This window comes from Cupriavidus agavae (assembly GCF_004217045.1).
Taxonomy (GTDB): Bacteria; Pseudomonadota; Gammaproteobacteria; order Burkholderiales; family Burkholderiaceae; genus Cupriavidus; species Cupriavidus agavae.
The window spans coordinates 1,355,438-1,377,071 of sequence record NZ_SGXM01000001.1 but is presented as its reverse complement, the minus strand read 5'-3'; the positions used below and the strand labels follow the sequence as shown (position 1 = coordinate 1,377,071).

Here is a 21,634-nt window from a genome sequence, read left to right as displayed (position 1 = left end):
GGCCGCCACGCGAACGGACGCATGACGGGCATACCGAACCGTCCGTTCGCAGACACCGAACATCCCTCCGCTAGACGCAGAGACACAAAGAATCCGAGGAGCAACACATGAACGAGGCAGTCATCGTATCCACCGCGCGCACCGCGCTGGCCAAGAGCTGGAAGGGCGCTTTCAACATGACGCACGGCGCCACGTTGGGCGGCCATGCGGTGCAGCACGCCATTTCCCGCGCGAAGATCGAGGCCGGTGAAGTGGAAGACGTGCTGATGGGCTGTGCCAACCCCGAAGGCGCCACCGGCGCCAACATCGCGCGCCAGATTGCCCTGCGCGCCGGCTGCCCGGTCACCGTGCCTGGCGCCACCGTCAACCGCTTCTGCTCGTCGGGCCTGCAGACCATCGCCATGGCCGCGCAGCGCGTGATCGCCGATGAAGGCGACATCTTCGTGGCAGGTGGCGTGGAATCCATTTCGTGCGTGCAGCAGGAGATGAACCGCCACATGATCCAGGAAAGCTGGCTGAACAAGAACAAGCCGGAAATCTACTGGAGCATGCTGCAGACCGCCGAGAACGTGGCCAAGCGCTACAACATCTCGAAGGAACGCCAGGACGAGTACGGCGTGCAGAGCCAGCAGCGTGCCGCGGCCGCGCTGGAGGCCGGCAAGTTCAAGGACGAGATCGTACCGATGACGGTGCTCGCCGGCGTGGCCGACAAGGCTACCGGCCAGCTGCTGACGAAGGAAGTCACGATCGACGCCGACGAAGGCATCCGCGCCGACACCACGCTGGAAGGCGTGTCGAAGATCCGCACGGCCATGCCCGGCGGCGTGATCACGGCCGGCAACGCGTCGCAGTTCTCGGATGGCGCCTCGGCTGCCGTGGTGATGAATGCCCGCGTGGCCGCTGCCCGCGGCCTGCAGCCGCTGGGCGTGTTCCGCGGCTTTGCCGTGGCGGGCTGCGAGCCGGACGAAATGGGTATCGGCCCGGTCTTTGCGGTGCCGAAGCTGCTCAAGAAGGCTGGCCTCAAGGTCGACGACATCGGCCTGTGGGAGCTGAACGAGGCGTTCGCCGTGCAGGTGCTGTACTGCGCCGACAAGCTCGGCATCCCGATGGATCGCCTGAACGTCAACGGCGGCGCGATCGCCGTGGGCCATCCGTACGGTGTGTCGGGCGCGCGCCTGGTCGGCCATGCGCTGATCGAAGGCAAGCGCCGTGGCGTCAAGTACGTCGTGGTGACGATGTGCATCGGCGGCGGCCAGGGTGCTGCCGGGCTGTTCGAGGTGCTGTAAGCGTTTTTTCTTACTGCCTGTATGTAGTTTCCCCTCTCCCTCTGGGAGAGGGGCAGGGGGAGAGGGAAGGGGGTTCTGCTTGCCGGTCATGGCAAATTGAACCGCTGGCCCTCTCCCCCAACCCCTCTCCTGTTTGCGGGAGAGGGGAGTCAAACCACTTCCTTTCGATTCAGCCCGGAGCCTCGCATTCCATGTCGCTGATCCTTTCCCGACGCGATCTCAACTTCGTCCTGTACGAATGGCTCGATGCCGAGTCGCTGACCCAGATTCCCCGCTTTGCAGACCATTCGCGCGAGACGTTCGACGCCGCGCTGGATACCTGCGAGAAAATCGCCACCGACCTGTTCGCGCCGCACAACAAGAAAAGCGATGCGCACGAACCGCATTTCGATGGCGAAACCGTCACGATCATCCCCGAGGTCAAGGCTGCGCTGAAGGCGTTCTGCGAAGCCGGCCTGATGGCTGCCGGCCAGGACTACGACTACGGCGGCATGCAACTGCCCGTTACGCTGGAAAAGGCTGCGTTTGCCTATTTCAAGGCAGCCAACGTCGGCACCAGCTCCTACCCGTTCCTGACCATCGGCAACTCGAATCTGCTGTTGACGCACGGCACGCCGGCGCAGGTCGATACCTTCGTGCGTCCCGAACTGGAAGGCCGCTTCTTCGGCACGATGTGCCTGTCGGAGCCGCAGGCGGGCTCGTCGCTGTCAGACGTGGCCACGCGGGCCGACTACGAGGGCGAGTCCCCGCTGGGCCAGCAGTACCGCCTGCGCGGCAACAAGATGTGGATCTCGGCCGGCGAGCATGAGCTGTCGGAGAACATCGTCCACCTCGTGCTGGCCAAGATCCCGGGCCCGGATGGCAAGCTGATTCCCGGCGTGAAGGGGATCTCGCTTTTCATCGTGCCGAAGTACCTCGTCAATCCGGACGGCTCGCTCGGCGAGCACAATGACGTGGTGCTGGCCGGCCTGAACCACAAGATGGGCTATCGCGGCACCACCAACTGCCTGCTGAACTTCGGCGAGGGCATGAAGTACCAGCCGGGCGGCAAGGCCGGCGCCATCGGCTATCTGGTCGGCGAGCCGCACAAGGGCCTGGCCTGCATGTTCCACATGATGAACGAGGCCCGGATCGGCGTGGGGCTGGGCGCCGTGGCGCTCGGCTACACCGGTTACCTTCATGCGCTCGACTATGCGCGCAGCCGGCCGCAGGGCCGTCCGGTGGGGCCGCAGGGCAAGGACCCGGCTTCGGCGCAGGTCAGGCTGGTCGAACATGCCGACGTTCGCCGCATGCTGCTGGCGCAGAAAAGCTATGTCGAGGGCGGCCTGGCGCTGAACCTGTACTGCGCGCGGCTGGTGGACGAAGAACATGCGGCCAAGGCCACCGGGGACGCCGCGAAGCACCGCGAACTATCGCTGCTGCTCGATATCCTGACGCCGATCGCCAAGAGCTGGCCGTCGCAGTGGTGCCTCGAAGCCAACAGCCTGGCCATCCAGGTGCACGGCGGATATGGCTACACGCGCGAGTACAACGTCGAACAGTTCTACCGCGACAACCGGCTCAACCCGATCCATGAGGGCACGCACGGCATCCAGGGCCTGGACCTGCTGGGCCGCAAGGTCGTGATGCAGGACGGCGCGGCCTTCCAGTTGCTCGGCAAGCGCGTGCAGGACACCTGTGCGCGGGCGCGGGCCGCTGGCGACGCCACGCTGGGCGAACAGGCCCGTGCGCTGGGCGCAGCAGCCGGCCGGCTGGCCGAGGTCACGCAGGCGCTTTGGGCGGCGGGCGATCCGAACGTGACGCTGGCCAATGCGTCGGTGTACCTCGAAGCGTTCGGGCATGTGGTGGTGGCGTGGATCTGGCTCGAACAGGCGCTGGTCGCGCAGGCGGCACTGCCCTCGGCCGCCGGTGACGACGCCGACTTCTATCGCGGCAAGCTGGCGGCGGCGGCATACTTCTTCCGGTTCGAGCTGCCGAAGGTGTACCCGCAGTTTGACCTGCTGGGCTCGCTGGACCGCACCACGCTCGACATGCAGGACAGCTGGTTCTGACAAGACAGAGAAAGGGGGAGACAACCATGAAGACCATCCAGCAACTGTTCGATCTCAAGGGCCGCACCGCGCTGCTCACCGGCGGTTCGCGCGGCCTGGGGCTGCAGATTGCCGAGGCGCTGGGCGAGCAGGGCGCCCGCGTGGTGCTGTCGGCGCGCAAGGCCGATGAACTGGAGTCCGCGCAGGCGCACCTGAAGGCGCGCGGTATCGACGCCTCGTTCATCGCTGCCGATGCCGCACGCGACGACGAGATCGCCCGGCTGGCCGACGAGGCACTGGCCCGGCTCGGCCATGTGGATATCCTCGTCAACAACGCCGGCGCCACGTGGGGCGCCCCGGCGGAAGACCATCCGGTCGAGGCCTGGGACAAGGTGATGAACCTCAATATCCGGGGCCTGTTCCTGCTGTCACAGAAGATCGGCAAGCTGTCGATGATCCCGCGCCGCCATGGCCGCATCATCAACGTGGCGTCGATCGCCGGCCTGGCCGGCAACCCGCCGGGCTCGATGGAAACCATTGCCTACAACACGTCCAAGGGTGCGGTGATCAATTTCACGCGCACGCTGGCCGCGGAATGGGGCGAGCACAACATCACGGTCAACGCGCTGGCGCCGGGCTTCTTCCCGTCGAAGATGACGCGCGGCTCGCTGGAGCGGATCGGCGTGGACAAGATGTGCGAAGGCGTGCCGCTGCGCCGGCTGGGCGACGATGAAGACCTGAAGGGCGCCGCGCTGCTGTTCGCGTCGGATGCCGGCAAGCACATTACGGGGCAGGTGCTGGCGGTGGATGGCGGGGTCAGCGCGGTCTGAGTGCCAGACAAGGCGCATAATCCCGGTCACGCTACTTTCGTCCCCTTATGTCCCAACGCCCCCTCAACATCCCATTCCTCGCCGATCTCGGCGTCCTCTGCAACTACATGGAGGGCGGCCGCAGCGAGATCGAGCTTGACCTCCAGCAGCGGCACCAGAACAGCTGGGACATGGCCCACGGCGGCGTCATCATGACGCTGCTCGATGTGGCCATGGCCATCGCCGGCCGCTCGTCGGACCCCGACGGGCGCGGCGTGGTCACCATCGAGATGAAGACCAGCTTCATGGCGCCCGGGCGCGGCAAGCTGACCGCACGCGGCCAGACCGTGCACCGGACGTCGACGATGGCGTTCTGCGAAGGCGAGATTGTCGACGCCGACGGCAAGATCGTCTCGAAGGCCTCCGGCACGTTCAAGTTCATCAAGCGTATGCCGCCCAAGCGCGAAAGCGGGGCGGCCGATTCGGGCGCGGACGGCTGATCCCGGCGCGCCCTGTCCAGACTTACCTCCCACCGAGTGAAGGAACCGCATATGTCGAACCAAACCTACAAGCGTATCGTCCTGGCCTCGCGCCCCACCGCAGCCGTCACGCCCGACAACTTCCGCCTGGAAGAAGTACCCGTGCCCGAACTGGCCGATGGCCAGGTGCTGGTGCGCAACCATTTCCTGTCGCTGGACCCGTACATGCGTGGCCGCATGAGCGAAGGCAAGTCCTACGCCGATCCTCAGCCGCTGGGCGAAGTCATGATCGGCGGCACGGTGGGCGAGGTCATCGCCAGCAAGAACGCCAAGTGGAACGTGGGCGACAAGGTCGTGGGCATGTTCGGCTGGCAGGAACTCGGCGTCACGGACGGCAGCGGCATGCAGAAGGTGGATACCACGCACATCCCGCTGTCGGCCTACCTCGGCTCGGTGGGCATGCCCGGCGTCACGGCCTGGTACGGCCTGAACAAGATCATCGCGCCGAAGGCCGGCGAGACCATCGTCGTCAGCGCCGCCTCGGGCGCGGTCGGCAGCGTGGTGGGCCAGTTGGCCAAGCTGGCCGGCTGCTACGTGGTGGGCGTGGCCGGTGGCAAGGACAAGTGCGACTACGTGACCGGAGAGCTGGGCTTCGACGCCTGCATCGACTACAAGGCCGCCAACGATGCCAAGGAGCTGTACGGCATGCTCAAGGCCGTGACGCCGAAGGGCGTGGACGGCTACTTCGAGAATGTCGGCGGCGACATCCTCGACGCGGTGCTGGCCCGCCTGAACCCGTTCGCCCGCATTGCGGTGTGCGGCCTGATCGCCGGCTATGACGGCCAGGACATGCCGATCCGCAACCCGCGCGCCATTCTGGTCTCGCGCTGCAAGATCGAGGGCTTCATCGTGTCCGAGCACATGGAAGTCTGGCCGCAGGCGCTGAAGGAACTGGGCGGCTACGTGGCCCAGGGCAAGATCAAGTTCCGCGAGAGCGTGGCCGAAGGACTGGCCAGCGCGCCCGAGGCGTTCATGGGCCTGCTCAAGGGCAAGAATTTTGGCAAGCAGCTCGTGAAACTCGCGTAATTCGCCCGAATCACCCGGCAAAGACGCCCCGCGAAGGGGCGCGCCCCCCTCACAGGAGACAGCCCATGAACGCCCCGCAAGTGACCGCTGAACGCGACGAGATCGCGTCCGGCCTGTCCGAAGAGGTCAAGGCCCGCTACCGCAACCTGCCGCGCCCGCCCAGGTTCGAGACCGCTGCGGAAGAGCGGCTGCACCGCAAGCAGCGGCTGGCGGCGGCGTTCCGGCTGTTCTCGAAGTTCGGCTTCGACGAGGGCGTGGCGGGCCATATCACGGCCCGTGATCCCGAATTCACCGATACCTTCTGGGTCAATCCGTTCGGCGTCCATTTCAGCCAGGTCAACGTCTCGAACCTGATCCGCTGCGACCACCACGGCAACGTGGTGGAGGGCGACTACCCGGTCAACGCGGCCGCCTTTGCCATCCACTCGCGCATCCACCAGACGCGCGAGGACGCCGTGGCGGCGGCCCATTCCCACAGCACCTACGGCCGGGCCTGGTCCACGCTGGGCCGCAAGCTCGACCCGCTCACGCAGGACGTCTGCGCGTTCTACGACGACCACGCGCTATACGACGATTTCGGTGGCGTGGTGGTCGAACTGGACGAGGGCCAGCGCATCGCCAACGCGCTGGGCCAGAACAAGGCGGCGATCCTCCAGAACCATGGGCTGCTGACCGTGGGCAAGACCGTGGACGAGGCCGCGTGGTGGTTCATCACGATGGAGCGCTCGTGCCAGGTGCAGATCCTGGCCGAATCGGCCGCCGCCCGGACCGGGCAAGCGCCGAAGACGATCAGCGACACGGCGGCCCGCCAGTCGTATTCCATCGTCGGCACGGCCCAGGCCGGCTGGTTCCAGTTCCAGCCGTTATACGCACGTATTGTTAAGGAACAGCCGGATCTGCTCGATTAACAGGGGTAGACCCTTTTAATCACTCCCTGGAGAGGCTCGGATGCCCGACATCATCCTTCATCAGTACGCAACATCGCCGTTTTCTGAAAAAATCCGCCTGGTAATGGGCGCCAAGGGCTTGTCGTGGTGCGCGGTGGAGATCCCGACGATCATGCCCAAGCCCGATGTAACCGCGCTGACGGGCGGTTACCGGCGCACGCCGGTCATGCAGATCGGTGCCGATATCTACTGCGATACCGCGCTGATCTGCGATGTGCTGGACCGGCTGGCGCCCCAGCCGCCGCTGTATCCGGCCTTCCAGGCGGCCCAGGCACGCATGATGGCGGCCTGGATCGACAGCGCGCTGTTCACCGCGTCGGTCACCTACACGATGCAGCCGGCCGGGGTGCAGGCCATGCTGTCCCATCTGAGCCCGGGCCAGGTCCAGGCGTTCATGGCCGACCGCAAGGCCATGCGCGGTGACACCAATGCGCTGCGCATGCCGCTGCCCGAGGCCGCCGCCATGCTCCACGAGACCTTCGCGCGCCTGCAGGAGCAGTTCGCGGCCGGCGTCCAGCACGTGGCCGGCCCGGAATTGTCGGTCGCCGATTTCTCGCTGTTCCATTGCATCTGGTTCATCCGCCGCGCCACGCCGCTGGCCGCGCTGCTCGACGGCTACCCGCTGGTCAAGACGTGGTTTGCGCGAATGCAGGCCTACGGCCACGGCAAGCTGCGCGTGATTCCTTCGGAATCGGCACTGGCCGATGCGTACAACCACGATCCGCTGCCGCACGACACCACGATCCTGCCCGGCGGCGGCTTCTCGGCCGGCGACGCCGTGACGGTCACGCCCACCGACTATGCGAAGGATCCTGTGGCCGGCGTGCTGCTGACGCTGACGGAACACGTGGTGACGATCCGCCGCCAGGATTCTCGCGCCGGTGCGGTGAACGTGCATTTTCCGAGGCAGGGGTATTGGGTGCAGGCGGGGGTTTAGCCCCTTCCTGCCCTGACGGTATTCCCCTCTCCCTCTGGGAGAGGGGCAGGGGAGAGGGCAGGCGGGTCAAGTTTCGACAAGTCGGCAAGCAGAGCCGCTGACCCTCTCCCCCGACCCCTCTCCCGCGGTGCGGGAGAGGGGAGCAAAGCAACACAAAAAACAATCACGAGGAGACACCATGAACCAGTTCGAAGGCAAGGTTGCCGTGATCACAGGCGGCGCTTCCGGTTTCGGCAAGGAATTCGCAAGGATCGGCGCCCAGCTCGGCATGAAGCTGGTGCTGGCGGATGTCCAGGAAGACGCGCTCGACACCACGGTGGCCGAGTTCAAGGCCCAGGGCGCCCAGGTGATCGGACTCCGGACGGATGTGTCGAAGGCGGCCGAGGTGCAGGCGCTGGCCGATGCCACGATGACCGCGTTCGGCGAAGTCAACCTCGTCTTCAACAATGCCGGCGTCGGCGCGGGCGGGCTGGTCTGGGAGAACACCGAGAAGGACTGGGAGTGGGTGCTGGGCGTCAACCTGTATGGCGTGGTCCACGGCGTGCGGATCTTCACGCCGCTGATGCTGGAGGCCGCGAAGAAGGATCCGTCGTTCCAGGGCCATATCGTCAACACGGCGTCGATGGCTGGTCTGCTGAACCCGCCGGCAATGGGCGTCTACAACGTGTCGAAGCACGCGGTGGTGGCGCTGACAGAGACGCTCTACCAGGACTTGAGCCTGGTCACCGATCAGGTGCGCTGCTCGGTGCTGTGCCCGTACTTCGTGCCGACCGGCATCAGCCAGTCGCACCGCAATCGACCCGCCGGCCTGACCAACGACGCGCCGCCGACGCGCTCGCAGATGGTGTCCCAGGCGTTGTCCGACAAGGCGGTAGGTTCGGGCAAGGTCAGCGCGGCCGATGTGGGTCAGCTCACGTTCGACGCCATCCGCAACGAAAGCTTCTATATTTATTCCCACCCGCAGGCGCTCGCCACGGTTCGCCAGCGCATGGAAGACATCGTCAGCCAGCGCAACCCGGGCGATCCGTTCGGCGACAAGTCCGAAGTCCGCGCCAGCCTGGTTGCCGCGCTGCGCGGCTGACCTGGCCACGTTCTTGCATAGCCTACGGGAGATCCGCATGCCGGAAATGACGAGGGAGACCATGATGACCGCGCCCGCCGTGATTCATCACCTGCAGTTCGCCAACCTGCCCAACGGCACGCGGCTGCACTACGGCAGCGCGGGCGAGCCGGGCAAGCCGCTGATCCTGTTCGTGCACGGCTTCCCGGAGTTCTGGTACGCCTGGGAGCGCCAGCTTGCCGAGTTTGGCCAGACCCACTTCGCCGTGGCGCCCGATCTGCGCGGCTTCAACCTGTCGAGCAAGCCGGCCGAGCCCGAGGCCTACCGGCCCAAGCTGCTCGTGGAAGACCTGGTGCAGCTGATCCGCGTGCTCGGCTACGAGACATGCGTGATCGTGGCGCACGACTGGGGCGGGGCGGTCTGCTGGAATCTGGCCGCGCAGTTCCCGGAACTGGTCGAGCGGCTGGTCATCATCAACTCGCCGCATCCGTACCTGTTCGCCCGGGCGCTGTCGGCGGACCCGGCGCAGCAACAAGCCTCGGCCTACATGAACTGGCTGCGCAAGCCCGGCTCGGAGCAGGCACTGGCCGCCAACGAGTTTGCGCTGCTGGAAAAAATGCTGACCGGCGACGCTGGGGCGTTGCCAGCGTGGTTCGCGGGCGACACGCGCGTGCGGTACCACGGCGCGTGGTCCGAGCCGGGCGACAACGGTTCGCACCCGCTGACCGGCGGCGTCAACTACTACCGCGCCACGCCCATGCATCCGCCCGCCAAGGGCGAGACCTCGCCCGATATCTCGCGGCTCGACCCGGCGATGTTCGTGGTCCGGGTGCCGACACTGGTGATCTGGGGCGAGAATGACCGCGCGCTGCCGAGGTCGCTGGTGGACGGGCTGGAGGATTTCGTACCCGACCTGCGGCTGGAGCGGATTCCGGAAGGCACGCACTGGATCATCCACGAGCAGCCCGAGCGGATCAACCTGCTGATCCGCGGCGCGCTGCCCTGAAGCTGCCCCGAAGCTGCCCGGCACGTCCGGCCTCAGTTGCCCCGCAGCCGGTCGCGGTAGAGCCGGAAGTTCTCGTCGTCGAAACAGACGAACGTCACCTGTTCGATCGAGGGCGCCTTGGCCAGTGCCTCCCGCACGGCCGCGATGGCGATATCGACGGCCCGCTCACGCGGGAAGCCGTAGATGCCGGTACTGATGTTCGGAAACGCCACGGTGCGCAGGTTGTGTTCGGCGGCCAGCCGGATGGCGCTCCGGTAGGCGCTGGCCAGTTGCGCGTCCTCGTTCTGCGCGCCGCCATGCCAGACCGGCCCCACGGCGTGGATGACATAGGGCGCCGGCAGCAGCCCGCCGGTGGTGATCACCGCCTCGCCGGTGGGGCAGCCGCCTTGCTTGTCGCGAATGGCCCGGCAGGCGGCCATGATCGATGGCCCGCCCGCGCCGTGGATCGCGCCGTCCACGCCACCGCCGCCCAGCAGCCCGTTGTTGGCCGCGTTGACGATGGCATCGACTTCCATCCGCGTGATATCGCCGTGCACAACCTGCAAGTGTTCGCCTGTCATGGTGTCTCCAAGGGTTTGCCTTCCAAGCATAGCCGCCAAACGCCGCCTGTGGCATGGCCGGTGATCGCGCAAAAGGTGGAGCAACCGGCGCGCCGAGGGTTATTTCGTAATGCTGCCTGCCGGAAACGCTGGCATGATACGTAAATCGAACGACCGTTCAGAAATGGTCTTTCCCCGATTGAACGCCGAACTGGTGCGCCCCCGGTCGGCATTCGGGTCTAACATGCCCGCGTGCCCCGACTTCGACTGTCTCAGATGTCCGCTCAGCCTGCTCCATCCACGCCCGGCCTGCCCGCCCAGCCGCTCGATCCCCAGGTCGCGCAGTTGCTCGAACTCGTGGCGCGCGCCCGGCGCCCGGCCATCCATACGATGGATCCGGCGGACGCCAAGATCGGCTACGAAAAAAGCGCGCTGATTCTCGATATCCCGCCGGCTGCCGTGCATGCGGTGGAGGATTTCACCGTCCCCGCGCGCGACGGCTTCGGCATTCCCGTACGGCTCTACGCGCCGAGGGAGGCCAGTTGGGCCGATCCGCTGCCGCTGCTGGTCTATTTCCACGGTGGCGGCTTCACGGTCGGCAGTGTCAATTCGCACGATCCGCTGTGCCGCATGCTCTGCAACGAGGCAGATTGCCTCGTGCTGTCAGTCGATTACCGCCTGGGCCCCGACTGGAAGTTTCCGACCGCGGCCAATGACGCCTTCGACGTGCTCCACTGGGTTTTTGCCGAGGCGGGCCGGCTCGGCGCCGATCCGGCGCGCATTGCGCTTGGCGGCGACAGTGCCGGCGGCACGCTGGCTGCGGCCTGTGCCATCGAGGCGCGCGACACCGGCCTGCGGCCCGTGCTGCAGATGCTTGTCTATCCGGGCACCAGCGCCCGGCAGGACACGCCGTCGCACCGCGCGCTGGCCGATGGCTATCTGCTGACGGCCGACATGATCCAGTGGTTCTTCGGCCAGTACCTCGACGCCGAGGCCAGCCGTGACGACTGGCGCTTCGCGCCGCTCGACGGCGGCGGGCGGGGGGCAGACGTACACGGCGTCTGCCCGGCGTGGATCGCGGTGGCCGGCTACGATCCGCTGCACGACGAGGGCGTGGCCTATGCGGCCAAGCTTCAGGCGGCAGGCGTGCCCGCCACGCTGGCCGACTACCCGACCATGATTCACGATTTTTTCAAGCTCGGACGTTTCATCGGCGCCGTGGCCGGCGCCCATGCCGATGCCGTGGCCGCCCTGCGGGAGGCATTCGACCGCTGACGTCCGACCCATGTGCCCGACCCCCCACCAGAACACCGGGGCGGGCCTGCAACTGTTTATCGCTTTATCGGTTTGATCGAAGTCGCAACAGTGCATTTTTGCAGCAGAAGGAGACAAAGACTCATGCAACGCCGCCAATTCATGGCCCAGATGGGCCTGATCGCCGCCACCGCGGCCATCGCCACGGCCGCCGTGCCGGCATACGCCCAGGCGGACAAGTTCCCGAACAAGCCGATCCGGCTCGTGATCGGCTACACCGCGGGCGGTTCCACCGACATTCCGTTCCGCGTGCTGGCTGAAAACGCCTCGAAGATCCTGGGCCAGCCCGTGATCGTCGAGAACAAGCCCGGCGCCGGCGGCGTGCTGCCCGCGCAGATGATGCAGGCCACGCCTCCCGATGGCTACACGCTGGCCCAGGTGGCCATGCCCGTCTACCGCCTGCCGTACACGCAGAAGATCAACTGGGATCCGGTCAAGGACCTGACCTACGTGATCAACCTGGCCGGCTACTCGTTCGGCCTGGTCGTGCCGGCCGATTCGCCGATCAAGACGATGCAGGACTACATCGCCTATGCCAAGGCCAATCCGGGCAAGCTGACCTACGGCTCGCCGGGCTCGATGACCACGCTGCACCTGACGATGGAAGACCTGGCGCTGCGCCAGGGCGTGCAGTTCTCGCACATTCCGTACAAGGGCAACTCGGAATCGATGCAGGCGCTGCTGGGCGGCCACGTGATGTCGGTGGCCGATACCCCGGCCTGGGCCCAGTACGTGGAAAACGGCAAGCTGCGCCTGCTGTCCACCTGGGGCGACAAGCGTTCGGCGCGCTTCCCGAACGTGCCGACGCTCAAGGAGCTGGGCATGGGCATCGTGCAGACCTCGCCGTTCGGCCTCGTGGCGCCCAAGGGCACCGATCCGGCCATCGTCAAGAAGCTCCATGACGCGTTCAAGCAGGCCATGGAGATGCCGAACTACCGCGAGTCGCTGGCCAAGTTCGACATGGAGCCGTACTACATGAGCAGCAGCCAGTATTCGGCGTTTGCCGCCGATACGGTCAAGCGCGAGCGCGCGATCATCGAGAAGCTGGGCCTGGCCAAGCCGCAATAAGCGGCAGCCGGACGCGGGGCGCTCATCGGGCGCCCCGTTTTTTCATGGGAGCGCCAAACCGATGGCCAAAGAGGACTTTCGCCACAGCGTGCCGCTGCGCGTGCGCTGGTCAGAAGTCGATCCGCAATCGATCGTCTTCAATGCCCACTACCTGACCTACTGCGACATCTGCGTGACCGAGTACTGGCGCGCGGTAGGCATCCGTTACCCGGAAGACGTGCTGCACGCGCACGGCGTGGACATCTTCGTCGTCAAGTCGACGCTGGAGTACCACGCCTCGGCGCGCTTCGACGACGAGTTGGAGATCCACGGGCGGATGGCCCGGCTGGGCCGGTCGAGCATGCTGTTCCGGGTGGAAATGTACCGGGGCGACGAGCACCTGATCACCGGGGAGATCGTCTACGTCTGCGCCGATCCGGCGACGCAGAAATCGGCGCCGATCCCAGGGGAGGTGAGGGAGAGGATTGGGGGGTGGGAGGTGGTGAAGCCGGAGGCTTGAGGCCGGCGCGATCCTGCTATGTTGCTCCCCTCTCCCGCATGCGGGAGAGGGGAGCCGGCCATTGGTGTTACAGGGATACCCCCGCATCCTCCGCATAACCCCGAATCACATCATCGAAGCTCGCGTCACCCTCGAACCCCAGCTCCAAAGCCCGCGATACATCCCACGCCGCCGGCCAGGTGCCCACGATCTTCTCGATCCGTTCTTCACGGTTCCACGTGACCCGGTCCGCCACCGCATCACCGGCCACGCGGCGCAGTGCTTCCACCATCTGCGCAGCGGTGACCGACAGCCCCGGCAAATTCACCACGCGACGATTGCCGAAGCGTTCGCCGTCGAGTTCGATGCCGTTGACCAGCGCCTGGATTGCGCCGCGCGGCGACAGCAGCCACAGCGACGTGGCCGGGTCCACCGGGCAGTTGGCCGCTTCGCCCGAGAGCGGCTCGCGGATGATGCCGCTGGCGAACGACGAGGCTGCAGCATTCGGCTTGCCCGGGCGCACGCTGATGGTCGGCAGGCGCAGCACGCGGCCATCGACGAAGCCTCGGCGGCTGTAGTCGGCCAGCAGCAATTCACCAATGGCCTTCTGCGCGCCGTACGAAGACTGCGGGTTCAGCGCGGTGTCGTCCTGCACCACGGCCGGCAGCTTGCCGCCGTAGACCGCCACGGAACTTGTGAACACCACGCGCGGCGCGTGGCCCAGCGTCCGGCACGTTTCGAGCAGCGCCCGGGAGGCGTCGAGGTTCACGCGCATCCCGAGGTCGAAATCGGCCTCGGCCTGCCCGCTGACCACGGCGGCCAGGTGAAAAATCGCACCGGTCTCGCGGTCGATGGCTTGCGCCAGCACAGCCGGGTCGGACAGATCGCCCGTCACTGCGCGCACGCGCGGGTCGTCGATCTGCGGCGCCACCACGTCGAGCAGCGTCAACTGGTCGATGGCGACGGCCTGGCCGCCGAGGCTCAGCGCGCCGCGTTCCAGTAGCAGGCGGGCCAGCTTCAGGCCCAGGAAACCGGCTCCGCCGGTGATCAGAACTTTCATTGCAACGTCCGTCGGTCAATGCGTCAGCGACGCGTCAGGTAAGGTTTGAGCCAGCCCAGCCCCTCGGAGGTGCCGGCCCGCGGCCGGTACTCGCAGCCGATCCAGCCCTGGTAGCCAAGCTGGTCGATCACGTCGAACAGGTAGGGGTAGTTCAGCTCGCCAATGTCCGGCTCGTGGCGCTCGGGCACGCCGGCGATCTGGATATGGCCGATGCCGGCAAAGTCGCGCTGGAGCTTCTTCGCGATGTCGCCTTCCATGATCTGGCAGTGGTAGCAGTCGAACTGCACCAGCAGGTTGGCGGCGCCCACCTGCTGGCAGATGGCCTGGCCGTCCCCCTGCAGGTTCAGGAAGTAGCCCGGCATGTCGCGCGTGTTGATCGGCTCGATCAGTACCGTGACGCCGTGCGCGGCGGCCGAGGCGGCGGCGTAGGCCAGGTTCTCCAGGTACACCGCGCGGCAGCGGGCGCGGTCGGCGTCGGCCGGCACCAGCCCGGCCATCACGTGGATGCGGTCATTGCCGATCACCGAGGCATATTCCAGCGCCCGGGCAAAGCCGCTGCGGAACTCGGTCTCGCGGCCCGGCAGGGCGGCGGTGCCGCGTTCGCCGGCAGCCCAGTCGCCCGGCGGGGCGTTGAACAGCGCCTGGGTCAGCCCGTGCTCGTCGAGCCGCTTGCGGATCTCGGCAGCCGGATGGTCGTACGGAAACAGGTACTCGACGGCCTGGAAGCCATCCTTCGCGGCGGCGCCGAAGCGGTCCAGGAAGTCGTGCTCCGTGTACATCATCGAGAGGTTCGCGGCAAAGCGGGGCATGTCGGCTCCTTGTGTCGGAAGATCGGGATCGGCGGCAATCAGCGATTGACCATCTTCGCCGGCGTCAGCCAGACCAGCAGTGCGCCCACGACCAGGATCGCGGACAGCACATACATCGGCAACTGCATGCTCTGGGTCATGTCCTTGAGCGCGCCCACCATGTACGGCGAGACAAAGCCGGCCAGGTTGCCCACCGAGTTGACCACGGCGATGCCCGAGGCGGCGGCGATGCCGCTCAGGAACGCAGTGGGCAGCGACCAGAACAGCGGCGCGCAGGTCAGCACACCGGCGGCGGCCAGCGACAGCGCCGCAATGGCCACCGTCGTATTGTGGGTGAACGAGGCCGCGATGGCAAAGCCCGTGGCGCCCATCAGCGCCGGCACGATCAGATGCCAGCGGCGTTCGCGGCGTGCGTCGGCGCTGTGGCCCAGGATGTTCATGACCACGATGGCGCACAGGAACGGAATGGCCGACAGCAGGCCGATGTTCAGGTTGCCGGTCACGCCGCTGGCCTTGACCAGCGTCGGCATCCAGAACGTCAGCGCGTACTGGCCGGTCACGAAGCAGAAGTAGATCAGGCACATCCACCACACGCGGCGGTCGCTGAACACGGCGCCCAGCGAGTGCATGTCACGCCCGCCGGCGGCAGCGGCGGCCGCCTTGGCGGCGCGCTCGTCTTCCTCGATATTGCGCTTGAGTACGCGCTTCTCGTCGTTGTCGAGCCAGGGTGCGCGGTCGATGCCGTCACGCAGCACGAATACGGTCACGATGCCGATCACGAATGCCGGCAGCGCCTCGATGAAGAACATCCACTGCCAGCCGGCCCACCCCTGGTGGCCGTGGAACGCGTCCATGATCCAGCCCGACAGCGGGTTGCCGAACATGCCGGCCACCGGAATGCCCGACATGAACAGCGCGATCATCCTGGCGCGGCGGTGCGACGGATACCAGTAGGTCAGGTACAGGATCACGCCCGGGTAGAAGCCCGCCTCGGCCAGGCCCAGCAGGAAGCGCATCACGTAGAACTGCGTGGGGGTCTGCACGAACACGAACGCGGCCGAGATGATGCCCCACGTGATCATGATCCGCGCAATCCAGACCCGCGCGCCGATGCGGTGCATCAGCAGGTTGCTGGGCACCTCGAACAGGAAATAGCCGATGAAGAACAGCCCGGCGCCCAGGCCGAACACGGTCTCCGAGAACTGCAGGTCCTGCGCCATCTGCAGCTTGGCAAAGCCCACGTTCACGCGATCGAGATAGGCGATCACGTAGCAGAGCATCAGGAACGGCATGATGCGCCAGAACACCTTGGTATAGGCGCGTTTCTCCACGGCCTGATCGGTGTCAAGCCGGGCGTCGGATGCGGCGGTCCCCGCCGCGGGGTTCGATGCGGTCATTGGTTGGTCTCCTTGGGTCTGAACCGGTTGGTGTTCTCCCTCTCCCGCAAGGCGGGAGAGGGTTGGGGAGACGGCCGGGGCGTTGTTATTCGATGTCGCCGGACCGGGCGCTTGCCCTCTCCCCCAACCCCTCTCCCGCCAGAACGGGAGAGGGGAGCAAAACTAGGCGCGGTACTTCACACTCACCACCTCGCCCCAAACGTATCCCGCAGCTCCGCCAGCGCCTGCTCGTCGAGCGGGGCCGGCTTGTCGCGCAGCATCATCCAGAGCCTGGCGGTTTCCTCCAGCTCCTCCAGCGCATACGCGGCGCGCGACACGCTGCCTTCCCAGACCACCGGGCCCAGGCGCGCCAGCAGCACGCCGCGCACCTCGCGGGCCAGTTCCGCCACGCGGGCGGCCACGGCCGGGTCGCCGGGGCGGTGGTAGGGGATCAGCGGGATGTGGCCCACCTTCATCACGTAGTAGGGCGTGATCGGCGGCAGCACGTCGTCGGGCTGCCAGACGCCGGCCAGTGTCAGCGCCACCAGGTTCGTGGAGTGGGTGTGGACCACGCCGTGGGCCTCGGGGTTGTTGTCGTAGACACAGCGGTGCAGCGTCAGCGTCTTCGATGGCTTGTCGCCGGACACCCAGTTGCCGTCCGTGCCCACCTTGGCCACCCGGGCCGGGTCCAGCGTCCCGAGGCAGGCGTCGGTCGGCGTGATCAGCCAGCCGTCGTCGAGCCGCGCGCTGATGTTGCCGGCGCTACCCACCGTGTAGCCGCGCTGGTGCAGGCTGGCGCCGACGCGGCAGATTTCCTCTCGCAGTGCGCTTTCCTGGCTCATCGTGCCGCTCCCAGCGCCTGCAGCGCCTCGTCAAAGAAGTTCTCGCCGCCGAAATTGCCCGATTTCAGCGCCAGCGCCAGCGGGCGGTCGCCCAGCGTGACCGTGGCCGGCACGCCCGGCGCGATCTGGCGGCCGATGCGCAGCGACTGCAAGCCCAGCGCCTGCACCACCGCGCCCGACGTCTCGCCGCCGGCCACCACGAAGCGCCGCGTGCCGCGTGCCTGCAGGCCCGCCGCCACCGACGCCAGCGCGTGTTCCACCAGTTCGCCGGCCCGCGCCACGCCCAGTTCGGCCTGCACGGCCTTGACGTCCTCGGGTTGCGCGGTGGCGTAGATCAGCACCGGCTCGGCATGGGATTCGGCAAAAGCCAGCGCCTCGCCGGCCACGGCCTCGCCGCGCGCCAGCCGCAGCGGATCGACGCGCAGGGCAGGGCGGCCCTGGGCGATCCAGTACGCCACCTGGCCGTTTGTCGCGCGCGACGCGCTGCCGGCCAGCACCACGCCGGGGCCGTTCACCGCCGGCACCTCGGCGGCATCGTCGCGTGCGGGAAGCAGCCCGGCGCGACGGAAGTTCTCCGGCAAGCCCAGTGCAATGCCCGAGCCGCCCGTGATCAGCGGCAGCGCGGCGCAGCCTGCGCCGAGCGCGAACAGATCGGCATCGGATACCGCGTCGGCAATCGCCAGCTTCACGCCTTCGGCGCGCAGGGCGTCGATACGGGCGCGCACGGCGTCCGGGCCTTTCGCCACGGTGTCATGGCGCAGCAGGCCCACCCTGGCCTGGCTCTGGCGCTGCAGCACGCGCACGAGGTTGGCATCGGTCATCGGCGTCAGCGGATGGTGTTCCATGCCCGATTCGCTCAGCAGCGCATCGCCCACGAACAGATGGCCGCGGAAGATGGTGCGGCCGTTCTCGGGGAAGGCGGGGCAGGCAATGGAGAAATCGCTGCCCAGCGCGGCCAGCAGCGCCTCGGCCACGGGACCGATATTGCCGGCGTCGGTCGAATCGAAGGTGGAGCAGTACTTGAAGACGAACTGGCGGCAGCCCTGGGCGCGCAGCCATTCGAGCGCGGCCAGAGACTGGGCGACGGCGTCGTCGGCCGGGATCGTGCGCGATTTCAGCGCCACCACCACGGCATCGGCCTCGACGGTGCCCACCGGCACGCCGATCGTCTGCACCGTGCGCATGCCATTGCGCACCAGCGTGTTGGCCAGGTCGGTGGCGCCCGTGAAGTCGTCGGCGATGCAGCCGAGCAGGGGACGGTTGCTCATCGCTTACTCCTTCGCCCTGGGCAGTTCGATGCCCGGGAAGATCTTGATCACGGCGGAGTCGTCCTCGCCGCCATGGCCGGCCGTGGACGCCATCATGAACATCTGGTGCGCGGCGGCCGACAGCGGCAGCGGGAATTTGCTGGTGCGCGCGGTGTCGAGCACCATGCCCAGGTCCTTGACGAAGATGTCGACGGCCGACAGCGGGGTGTAGTCGCCCGCCAGGATATGCGGCACGCGGTTCTCGAACATCCACGAGTTGCCCGCGCTGTGCGTGATGACGTCGTAGAGCGCGTCCGGGTCCACCCCTTCGCGCAGCCCCAGCGCCATGGCTTCGGCGGCGGCGGCGATATGCACGCCGGCCAGCAACTGGTTGATGATCTTGACCTTGGACCCCGCCCCATGGGCCTCGCCCAGCCGGTAGACCTTGCCGGCGATGGCCGCCAGCACGTCTTCGGCCAGCGCGTAGGCGGCAGCCGGACCGGACGTCATCATCGTCATTTCGCCACTGGCGGCCCGGGCGGCGCCACCGGAAACCGGGGCGTCGAGCATCTGCAGGCCCTGTTCGGCCAGCCGCTGGCCCAGTGCCGCGGCGAAGCCCGGCGGCACCGTGGCGCAGGCCATCACGAGCTTGCCCGCCGCCATCGCCGGGGCCGCGCCGTTCTCGCCGAACAGCACCGCCTCGGTCTGCGCGGCGTTGACCACGAGCGTGATGACCACATCGCAGCGCCCGCCCAGTTCGGCCGGGTTGGCGCACGGCACGCCGCCGGCATCGGCAAAGCGTTGCAGCACTTCGGGACGCAGGTCGCAGGCGTGGACCTTGAAGCCGGCGCGCAGCAGCGACTGCGCCACGCCATTGCCCATCGCGCCCAGGCCGATGACGCCAATGTTTCTGGACATCGTAATTCTCCTAATTCAGGTGTGGATGGCGGACTAGTGCGACGGCCCGGCGGGCAGGTCGCTGGCGTCGTCCTCGCCAAGCTGGGAGAGACGCCGCGCCGCGTTGTACATGTGGTTCTGGGCCGCGTTGCGCGCGGCATCGGGGTCGCCCGCGCGGATGGCGGCCACGATGGCCTGGTGTTCCTCGCGCACCTGCCGCGAGAAATCGGCGCGGCGCGCCTCGTTGGTCCGCGTGACGCGCGTGGCGGTTTCGAGGTACTGGCTCAGGAAGGCCAGCGTCTTCAGGAAGTAGGGGTTGCCGGTGGCCTCGGCAATGGCGCGGTGAAACGCCACGTCGGCCTCCACGCCGTCGCCGCCCGCGGCCACTTCGGTGTCGAGGCGGGTCAGCGCGGCGTCGATCACCGCCATCGCCGCGTCGCTGCGCCGGCGCGCCGCCTGGGCGGCCACCTCGGCTTCGATCGAGCGGCGCAGTTCCACGATCTGGAGCACCGATTCCAGCGTGCCGACATCGGTGTAGTCGATCCGCAGCGGCCGGATGCCCGCCTGGTCAGTGACGAATACGCCGCTTCCTTGGCGAGATTCCACCAGCCCCTCGTACTTGAGTCGGGCAATCGCCTCGCGGATCACGGTGCGGCTGACGCCGAATTCCTCGGACAGCACAGCCTCGGTGGGCAGCTTGGCGCCGCGCGCGAAGGTGCCGCCCTGGATCTTGTCGAGCAGTTGCTCGGCCACGCTGTCGGTCAGCGCGCGAGCCGGAATCTTCTGGAACATACGATTACGTCGTCAGGTAGTCAGGTCATCATACAAATTTCATCTGTCTGTGGCAGGCGGGGTAATCCCTAGGATGGTGCGAAGACTGGCCGATAATCGCACTGCTTTGGCATGCAGGGCGGATACGGCGGGCGTATCATTGCGCCTCTCTCCAGACCTTACTCAGAAAGACACCATGTCCGCATCATCCACCGCCCCCGTCCTGGTCTGCCAATGGGACGAAGCCCGCGAGCGCGCCCGCGCCATCCGCTACAGCGTCTTTGTCGAGGAGCAGGGCGTACCGGTGGAACTGGAGTGGGATGAGATGGACGCGCCGAGCTGGCACGCGCTGGCGTTTGGCGAGGATGGCACCCCCGTGGCCACGGGCCGGCTGCTGCCCGATGGGCATATCGGCCGGATGGCGGTGCTCAAGGTGGCGCGCGGCACGGGCATGGGCGCCCGGGTACTCGATGCGCTGATGGCCAAGGCCGCCGAGCTAGGCTACAGCGAGCTGATCCTGAACGCCCAGACGCACGCGGCGGCATTCTATGCGCGCGTGGGATTCGAACAGGTGGGCGGGGAATTCGAAGAAGCCGGCATTCCGCATGTGGAAATGCGCAAGCGGGTTTGATGTAGCGCGACACGCCTTGTTATGCGCTCCCCTCTCCCGCGCGGCGGGAGAGGGGGGTAAAACCAAAAGGGAAGACGGGCGCTTAACGCGGCGCCGGCACTGTCCGCGTATCGCGTGTCACATTCAACTGCCCTTCGTACGACACTTCTCCCGTCTTCCCATCCGCATCGAAACTGCGTTCGACATAATCGAACCGCCCGTCATGCCGGACGCGCAGCACCGTGCTGGCGCGCGTGCCGTAGTGCGGTGAGCGGATGAAGGCCGACGACAGCAGCTTTTCCCATTCGGGCGCCACGCCGGTGTTCGGCAGTTCCCAGTCGGGGGCCTGCTTCTCGTCGGCCAGCATCTGCAGGTAGGGGTCGGCGCTCGACCCGAACTGGCCCCGGTCGGCGGCCAGCACCTCGCACAACGCGCCCACGCGGCTGCGGACCTTGGTCCACGGCGTGTCGAGCAGCGCGTTGGACAGGCCGTAGAGGCCCGGCTTGAGCTTCTGCGGCTGGCGCGACTTCGAGCGGTTGCTGTACCACCAGAGGTCGTGCAGGTCGCTGGCCAGCAGGTTGAAGCCGTTGTAGGCATTCGACGCACCGGCCAGCCGGTGCAGGTATTCGTCGGGTGTCTGCTCGCCGCGCAGGAAGTTGGCCACCAGTTCACCGCGCGAGCGCGCGTCGGTGCGTTTTTCGGAGGGGGCGCGGTAATTGGTCAGCGCGGCAAAGCGCGCGCGCGAGTCGCCCGGCCATTCGGACGCCGCCGCGTTGGCCACGCCCATCCAGGTGCCGGCGTCGCCGATCACCTCGGCCAGGTCGCGGCCAGCCAGCACCTCGGAGGCATCCTGCCACCAGTGCGCGGCCGCCGCCGGGCGGGCGTAGAACTCGTCACGGTTGCCAGCCACCACCAGGGCATAGTCCGGGTGCGATTGCCAGGCCACCAGAATCAGGCACATGTCGCTTCCTTTGCTACTTTCG

The 21,634-nt window shown here is 67.1% G+C and carries 22 protein-coding genes; 13 read left to right on the top strand and 9 right to left on the bottom strand.

The features are described from left to right. Positions 1-107: 107 nt before the first annotated feature. The 9 genes from EV147_RS06245 (at position 108) to EV147_RS06205 (ending at position 9,640) form a co-directional block, all read left to right on the top strand. Complete coding sequence (locus tag EV147_RS06245) at positions 108-1,286, top strand: acetyl-CoA C-acyltransferase (protein ID WP_130390221.1); 1,179 nt, start codon at positions 108-110, stop codon at positions 1,284-1,286. Positions 1,287-1,477: 191 nt separating this feature from the next. Further along, entirely contained in the window at positions 1,478-3,337 is a 1,860-nt protein-coding gene (locus EV147_RS06240) for an acyl-CoA dehydrogenase (RefSeq protein ID WP_130390220.1), read from the top strand. A 26-nt stretch (positions 3,338-3,363) separates the two neighbouring features. Further along, positions 3,364-4,146: an SDR family oxidoreductase gene (locus tag EV147_RS06235; RefSeq protein ID WP_130390219.1), complete on the top strand. Its 783-nt coding sequence runs from the start codon at positions 3,364-3,366 to the stop codon at positions 4,144-4,146. A gap of 47 nt (positions 4,147-4,193) precedes the next feature. After that, positions 4,194-4,625, top strand: a complete 432-nt coding sequence (locus EV147_RS06230; RefSeq protein ID WP_130390218.1) for a PaaI family thioesterase — start codon at positions 4,194-4,196, stop codon at positions 4,623-4,625. A 51-nt stretch (positions 4,626-4,676) separates the two neighbouring features. Next, positions 4,677-5,690, top strand: coding sequence for an NADP-dependent oxidoreductase (locus EV147_RS06225; protein ID WP_130390217.1), 1,014 nt, complete (start codon positions 4,677-4,679; stop codon positions 5,688-5,690). A 65-nt stretch (positions 5,691-5,755) separates the two neighbouring features. Continuing rightward, positions 5,756-6,598 carry a class II aldolase/adducin family protein gene (locus EV147_RS06220; RefSeq protein WP_130390216.1) on the top strand — a complete coding sequence of 281 codons (843 nt, stop codon included), beginning with the start codon at positions 5,756-5,758 and terminating at the stop codon, positions 6,596-6,598. Between the two features lie 40 nt (positions 6,599-6,638). Further along, a complete protein-coding gene (locus EV147_RS06215; RefSeq protein ID WP_130390215.1) occupies positions 6,639-7,574 on the top strand; it encodes a glutathione S-transferase family protein in 936 nt (311 codons plus the stop codon). A gap of 178 nt (positions 7,575-7,752) precedes the next feature. Next, positions 7,753-8,655 (top strand): SDR family oxidoreductase, encoded by a 903-nt coding sequence (locus EV147_RS06210; protein ID WP_130390214.1) that lies wholly within the window; start codon positions 7,753-7,755, stop codon positions 8,653-8,655. Between the two features lie 64 nt (positions 8,656-8,719). After that, on the top strand, positions 8,720-9,640 hold the full coding sequence (locus EV147_RS06205; protein WP_130391206.1) for an alpha/beta fold hydrolase: 921 nt from the start codon (positions 8,720-8,722) through the stop codon (positions 9,638-9,640). A gap of 32 nt (positions 9,641-9,672) precedes the next feature. Here the strand turns inward: EV147_RS06205 and EV147_RS06200 are convergent, their stop codons facing one another. Then, positions 9,673-10,200 (bottom strand): O-acetyl-ADP-ribose deacetylase, encoded by a 528-nt coding sequence (locus EV147_RS06200; protein WP_130390213.1) that lies wholly within the window; start codon positions 10,198-10,200, stop codon positions 9,673-9,675. A 255-nt stretch (positions 10,201-10,455) separates the two neighbouring features. On the opposite strand from EV147_RS06200, the gene EV147_RS06195 reads away from it, so the two are divergent. The 3 genes from EV147_RS06195 (at position 10,456) to EV147_RS06185 (ending at position 13,060) form a co-directional block, all read left to right on the top strand. Beyond that, positions 10,456-11,454, top strand: a complete 999-nt coding sequence (locus EV147_RS06195) for an alpha/beta hydrolase (RefSeq protein WP_130390212.1) — start codon at positions 10,456-10,458, stop codon at positions 11,452-11,454. Between the two features lie 123 nt (positions 11,455-11,577). Further along, positions 11,578-12,561: a tripartite tricarboxylate transporter substrate binding protein gene (locus EV147_RS06190; protein ID WP_130390211.1), complete on the top strand. Its 984-nt coding sequence runs from the start codon at positions 11,578-11,580 to the stop codon at positions 12,559-12,561. Positions 12,562-12,622: 61 nt separating this feature from the next. Beyond that, the gene (locus EV147_RS06185; protein WP_130390210.1) at positions 12,623-13,060 is read left to right on the top strand and encodes a YbgC/FadM family acyl-CoA thioesterase; all 438 of its coding nucleotides are present in this window, start codon (positions 12,623-12,625) and stop codon (positions 13,058-13,060) included. Between the two features lie 67 nt (positions 13,061-13,127). On the opposite strand, the gene denD is transcribed toward EV147_RS06185, so the two are convergent. From denD to EV147_RS06150, 7 genes are all read right to left on the bottom strand, one after another. After that, positions 13,128-14,099, bottom strand: coding sequence for a D-erythronate dehydrogenase (denD, locus tag EV147_RS06180; RefSeq protein ID WP_130390209.1), 972 nt, complete (start codon positions 14,097-14,099; stop codon positions 13,128-13,130). 23 nt (positions 14,100-14,122) lie between these two features. After that, the gene (gene otnI / locus EV147_RS06175) at positions 14,123-14,908 is read right to left on the bottom strand and encodes a 2-oxo-tetronate isomerase (RefSeq protein ID WP_130390208.1); all 786 of its coding nucleotides are present in this window, start codon (positions 14,906-14,908) and stop codon (positions 14,123-14,125) included. A 38-nt stretch (positions 14,909-14,946) separates the two neighbouring features. Then, positions 14,947-16,305: an MFS transporter gene (locus EV147_RS06170; protein WP_130390207.1), complete on the bottom strand. Its 1,359-nt coding sequence runs from the start codon at positions 16,303-16,305 to the stop codon at positions 14,947-14,949. Between the two features lie 182 nt (positions 16,306-16,487). After that, complete coding sequence (gene otnC / locus EV147_RS06165) at positions 16,488-17,126, bottom strand: 3-oxo-tetronate 4-phosphate decarboxylase (RefSeq protein WP_130390206.1); 639 nt, start codon at positions 17,124-17,126, stop codon at positions 16,488-16,490. Beyond that, positions 17,123-18,394 (bottom strand): 3-oxo-tetronate kinase, encoded by a 1,272-nt coding sequence (gene otnK, locus EV147_RS06160; RefSeq protein ID WP_130390205.1) that lies wholly within the window; start codon positions 18,392-18,394, stop codon positions 17,123-17,125. Before otnK ends, otnC begins: the two co-directional genes overlap by 4 nt. Before the next feature lie 3 nt (positions 18,395-18,397). Further along, positions 18,398-19,291, bottom strand: coding sequence for an L-threonate dehydrogenase (gene ltnD, locus EV147_RS06155; RefSeq protein ID WP_130390204.1), 894 nt, complete (start codon positions 19,289-19,291; stop codon positions 18,398-18,400). Between the two features lie 33 nt (positions 19,292-19,324). Continuing rightward, positions 19,325-20,062 carry a FadR/GntR family transcriptional regulator gene (locus tag EV147_RS06150; protein ID WP_130390203.1) on the bottom strand — a complete coding sequence of 246 codons (738 nt, stop codon included), beginning with the start codon at positions 20,060-20,062 and terminating at the stop codon, positions 19,325-19,327. Between the two features lie 175 nt (positions 20,063-20,237). On the opposite strand from EV147_RS06150, the gene EV147_RS06145 reads away from it, so the two are divergent. Beyond that, complete coding sequence (locus tag EV147_RS06145) at positions 20,238-20,672, top strand: GNAT family N-acetyltransferase (RefSeq protein WP_130390202.1); 435 nt, start codon at positions 20,238-20,240, stop codon at positions 20,670-20,672. A gap of 82 nt (positions 20,673-20,754) precedes the next feature. Here the strand turns inward: EV147_RS06145 and EV147_RS06140 are convergent, their stop codons facing one another. Further along, the gene (locus tag EV147_RS06140; protein ID WP_130390201.1) at positions 20,755-21,612 is read right to left on the bottom strand and encodes an NRDE family protein; all 858 of its coding nucleotides are present in this window, start codon (positions 21,610-21,612) and stop codon (positions 20,755-20,757) included. Positions 21,613-21,634: the final 22 nt, after the last annotated feature.

Coding starts and splice junctions, on each gene's coding strand:
- EV147_RS06245 (WP_130390221.1), top strand. CDS start 108: ATGAACGAGGCAGTCATCGTATCCACCGCGCGCACCGCGCTGGCCAAG.
- EV147_RS06240 (WP_130390220.1), top strand. CDS start 1,478: ATGTCGCTGATCCTTTCCCGACGCGATCTCAACTTCGTCCTGTACGAA.
- EV147_RS06235 (WP_130390219.1), top strand. CDS start 3,364: ATGAAGACCATCCAGCAACTGTTCGATCTCAAGGGCCGCACCGCGCTG.
- EV147_RS06230 (WP_130390218.1), top strand. CDS start 4,194: ATGTCCCAACGCCCCCTCAACATCCCATTCCTCGCCGATCTCGGCGTC.
- EV147_RS06225 (WP_130390217.1), top strand. CDS start 4,677: ATGTCGAACCAAACCTACAAGCGTATCGTCCTGGCCTCGCGCCCCACC.
- EV147_RS06220 (WP_130390216.1), top strand. CDS start 5,756: ATGAACGCCCCGCAAGTGACCGCTGAACGCGACGAGATCGCGTCCGGC.
- EV147_RS06215 (WP_130390215.1), top strand. CDS start 6,639: ATGCCCGACATCATCCTTCATCAGTACGCAACATCGCCGTTTTCTGAA.
- EV147_RS06210 (WP_130390214.1), top strand. CDS start 7,753: ATGAACCAGTTCGAAGGCAAGGTTGCCGTGATCACAGGCGGCGCTTCC.
- EV147_RS06205 (WP_130391206.1), top strand. CDS start 8,720: ATGACCGCGCCCGCCGTGATTCATCACCTGCAGTTCGCCAACCTGCCC.
- EV147_RS06200 (WP_130390213.1), bottom strand. CDS start 10,200: ATGACAGGCGAACACTTGCAGGTTGTGCACGGCGATATCACGCGGATG.
- EV147_RS06195 (WP_130390212.1), top strand. CDS start 10,456: ATGTCCGCTCAGCCTGCTCCATCCACGCCCGGCCTGCCCGCCCAGCCG.
- EV147_RS06190 (WP_130390211.1), top strand. CDS start 11,578: ATGCAACGCCGCCAATTCATGGCCCAGATGGGCCTGATCGCCGCCACC.
- EV147_RS06185 (WP_130390210.1), top strand. CDS start 12,623: ATGGCCAAAGAGGACTTTCGCCACAGCGTGCCGCTGCGCGTGCGCTGG.
- denD (WP_130390209.1), bottom strand. CDS start 14,099: ATGAAAGTTCTGATCACCGGCGGAGCCGGTTTCCTGGGCCTGAAGCTG.
- otnI (WP_130390208.1), bottom strand. CDS start 14,908: ATGCCCCGCTTTGCCGCGAACCTCTCGATGATGTACACGGAGCACGAC.
- EV147_RS06170 (WP_130390207.1), bottom strand. CDS start 16,305: ATGACCGCATCGAACCCCGCGGCGGGGACCGCCGCATCCGACGCCCGG.
- otnC (WP_130390206.1), bottom strand. CDS start 17,126: ATGAGCCAGGAAAGCGCACTGCGAGAGGAAATCTGCCGCGTCGGCGCC.
- otnK (WP_130390205.1), bottom strand. CDS start 18,394: ATGAGCAACCGTCCCCTGCTCGGCTGCATCGCCGACGACTTCACGGGC.
- ltnD (WP_130390204.1), bottom strand. CDS start 19,291: ATGTCCAGAAACATTGGCGTCATCGGCCTGGGCGCGATGGGCAATGGC.
- EV147_RS06150 (WP_130390203.1), bottom strand. CDS start 20,062: ATGTTCCAGAAGATTCCGGCTCGCGCGCTGACCGACAGCGTGGCCGAG.
- EV147_RS06145 (WP_130390202.1), top strand. CDS start 20,238: ATGTCCGCATCATCCACCGCCCCCGTCCTGGTCTGCCAATGGGACGAA.
- EV147_RS06140 (WP_130390201.1), bottom strand. CDS start 21,612: ATGTGCCTGATTCTGGTGGCCTGGCAATCGCACCCGGACTATGCCCTG.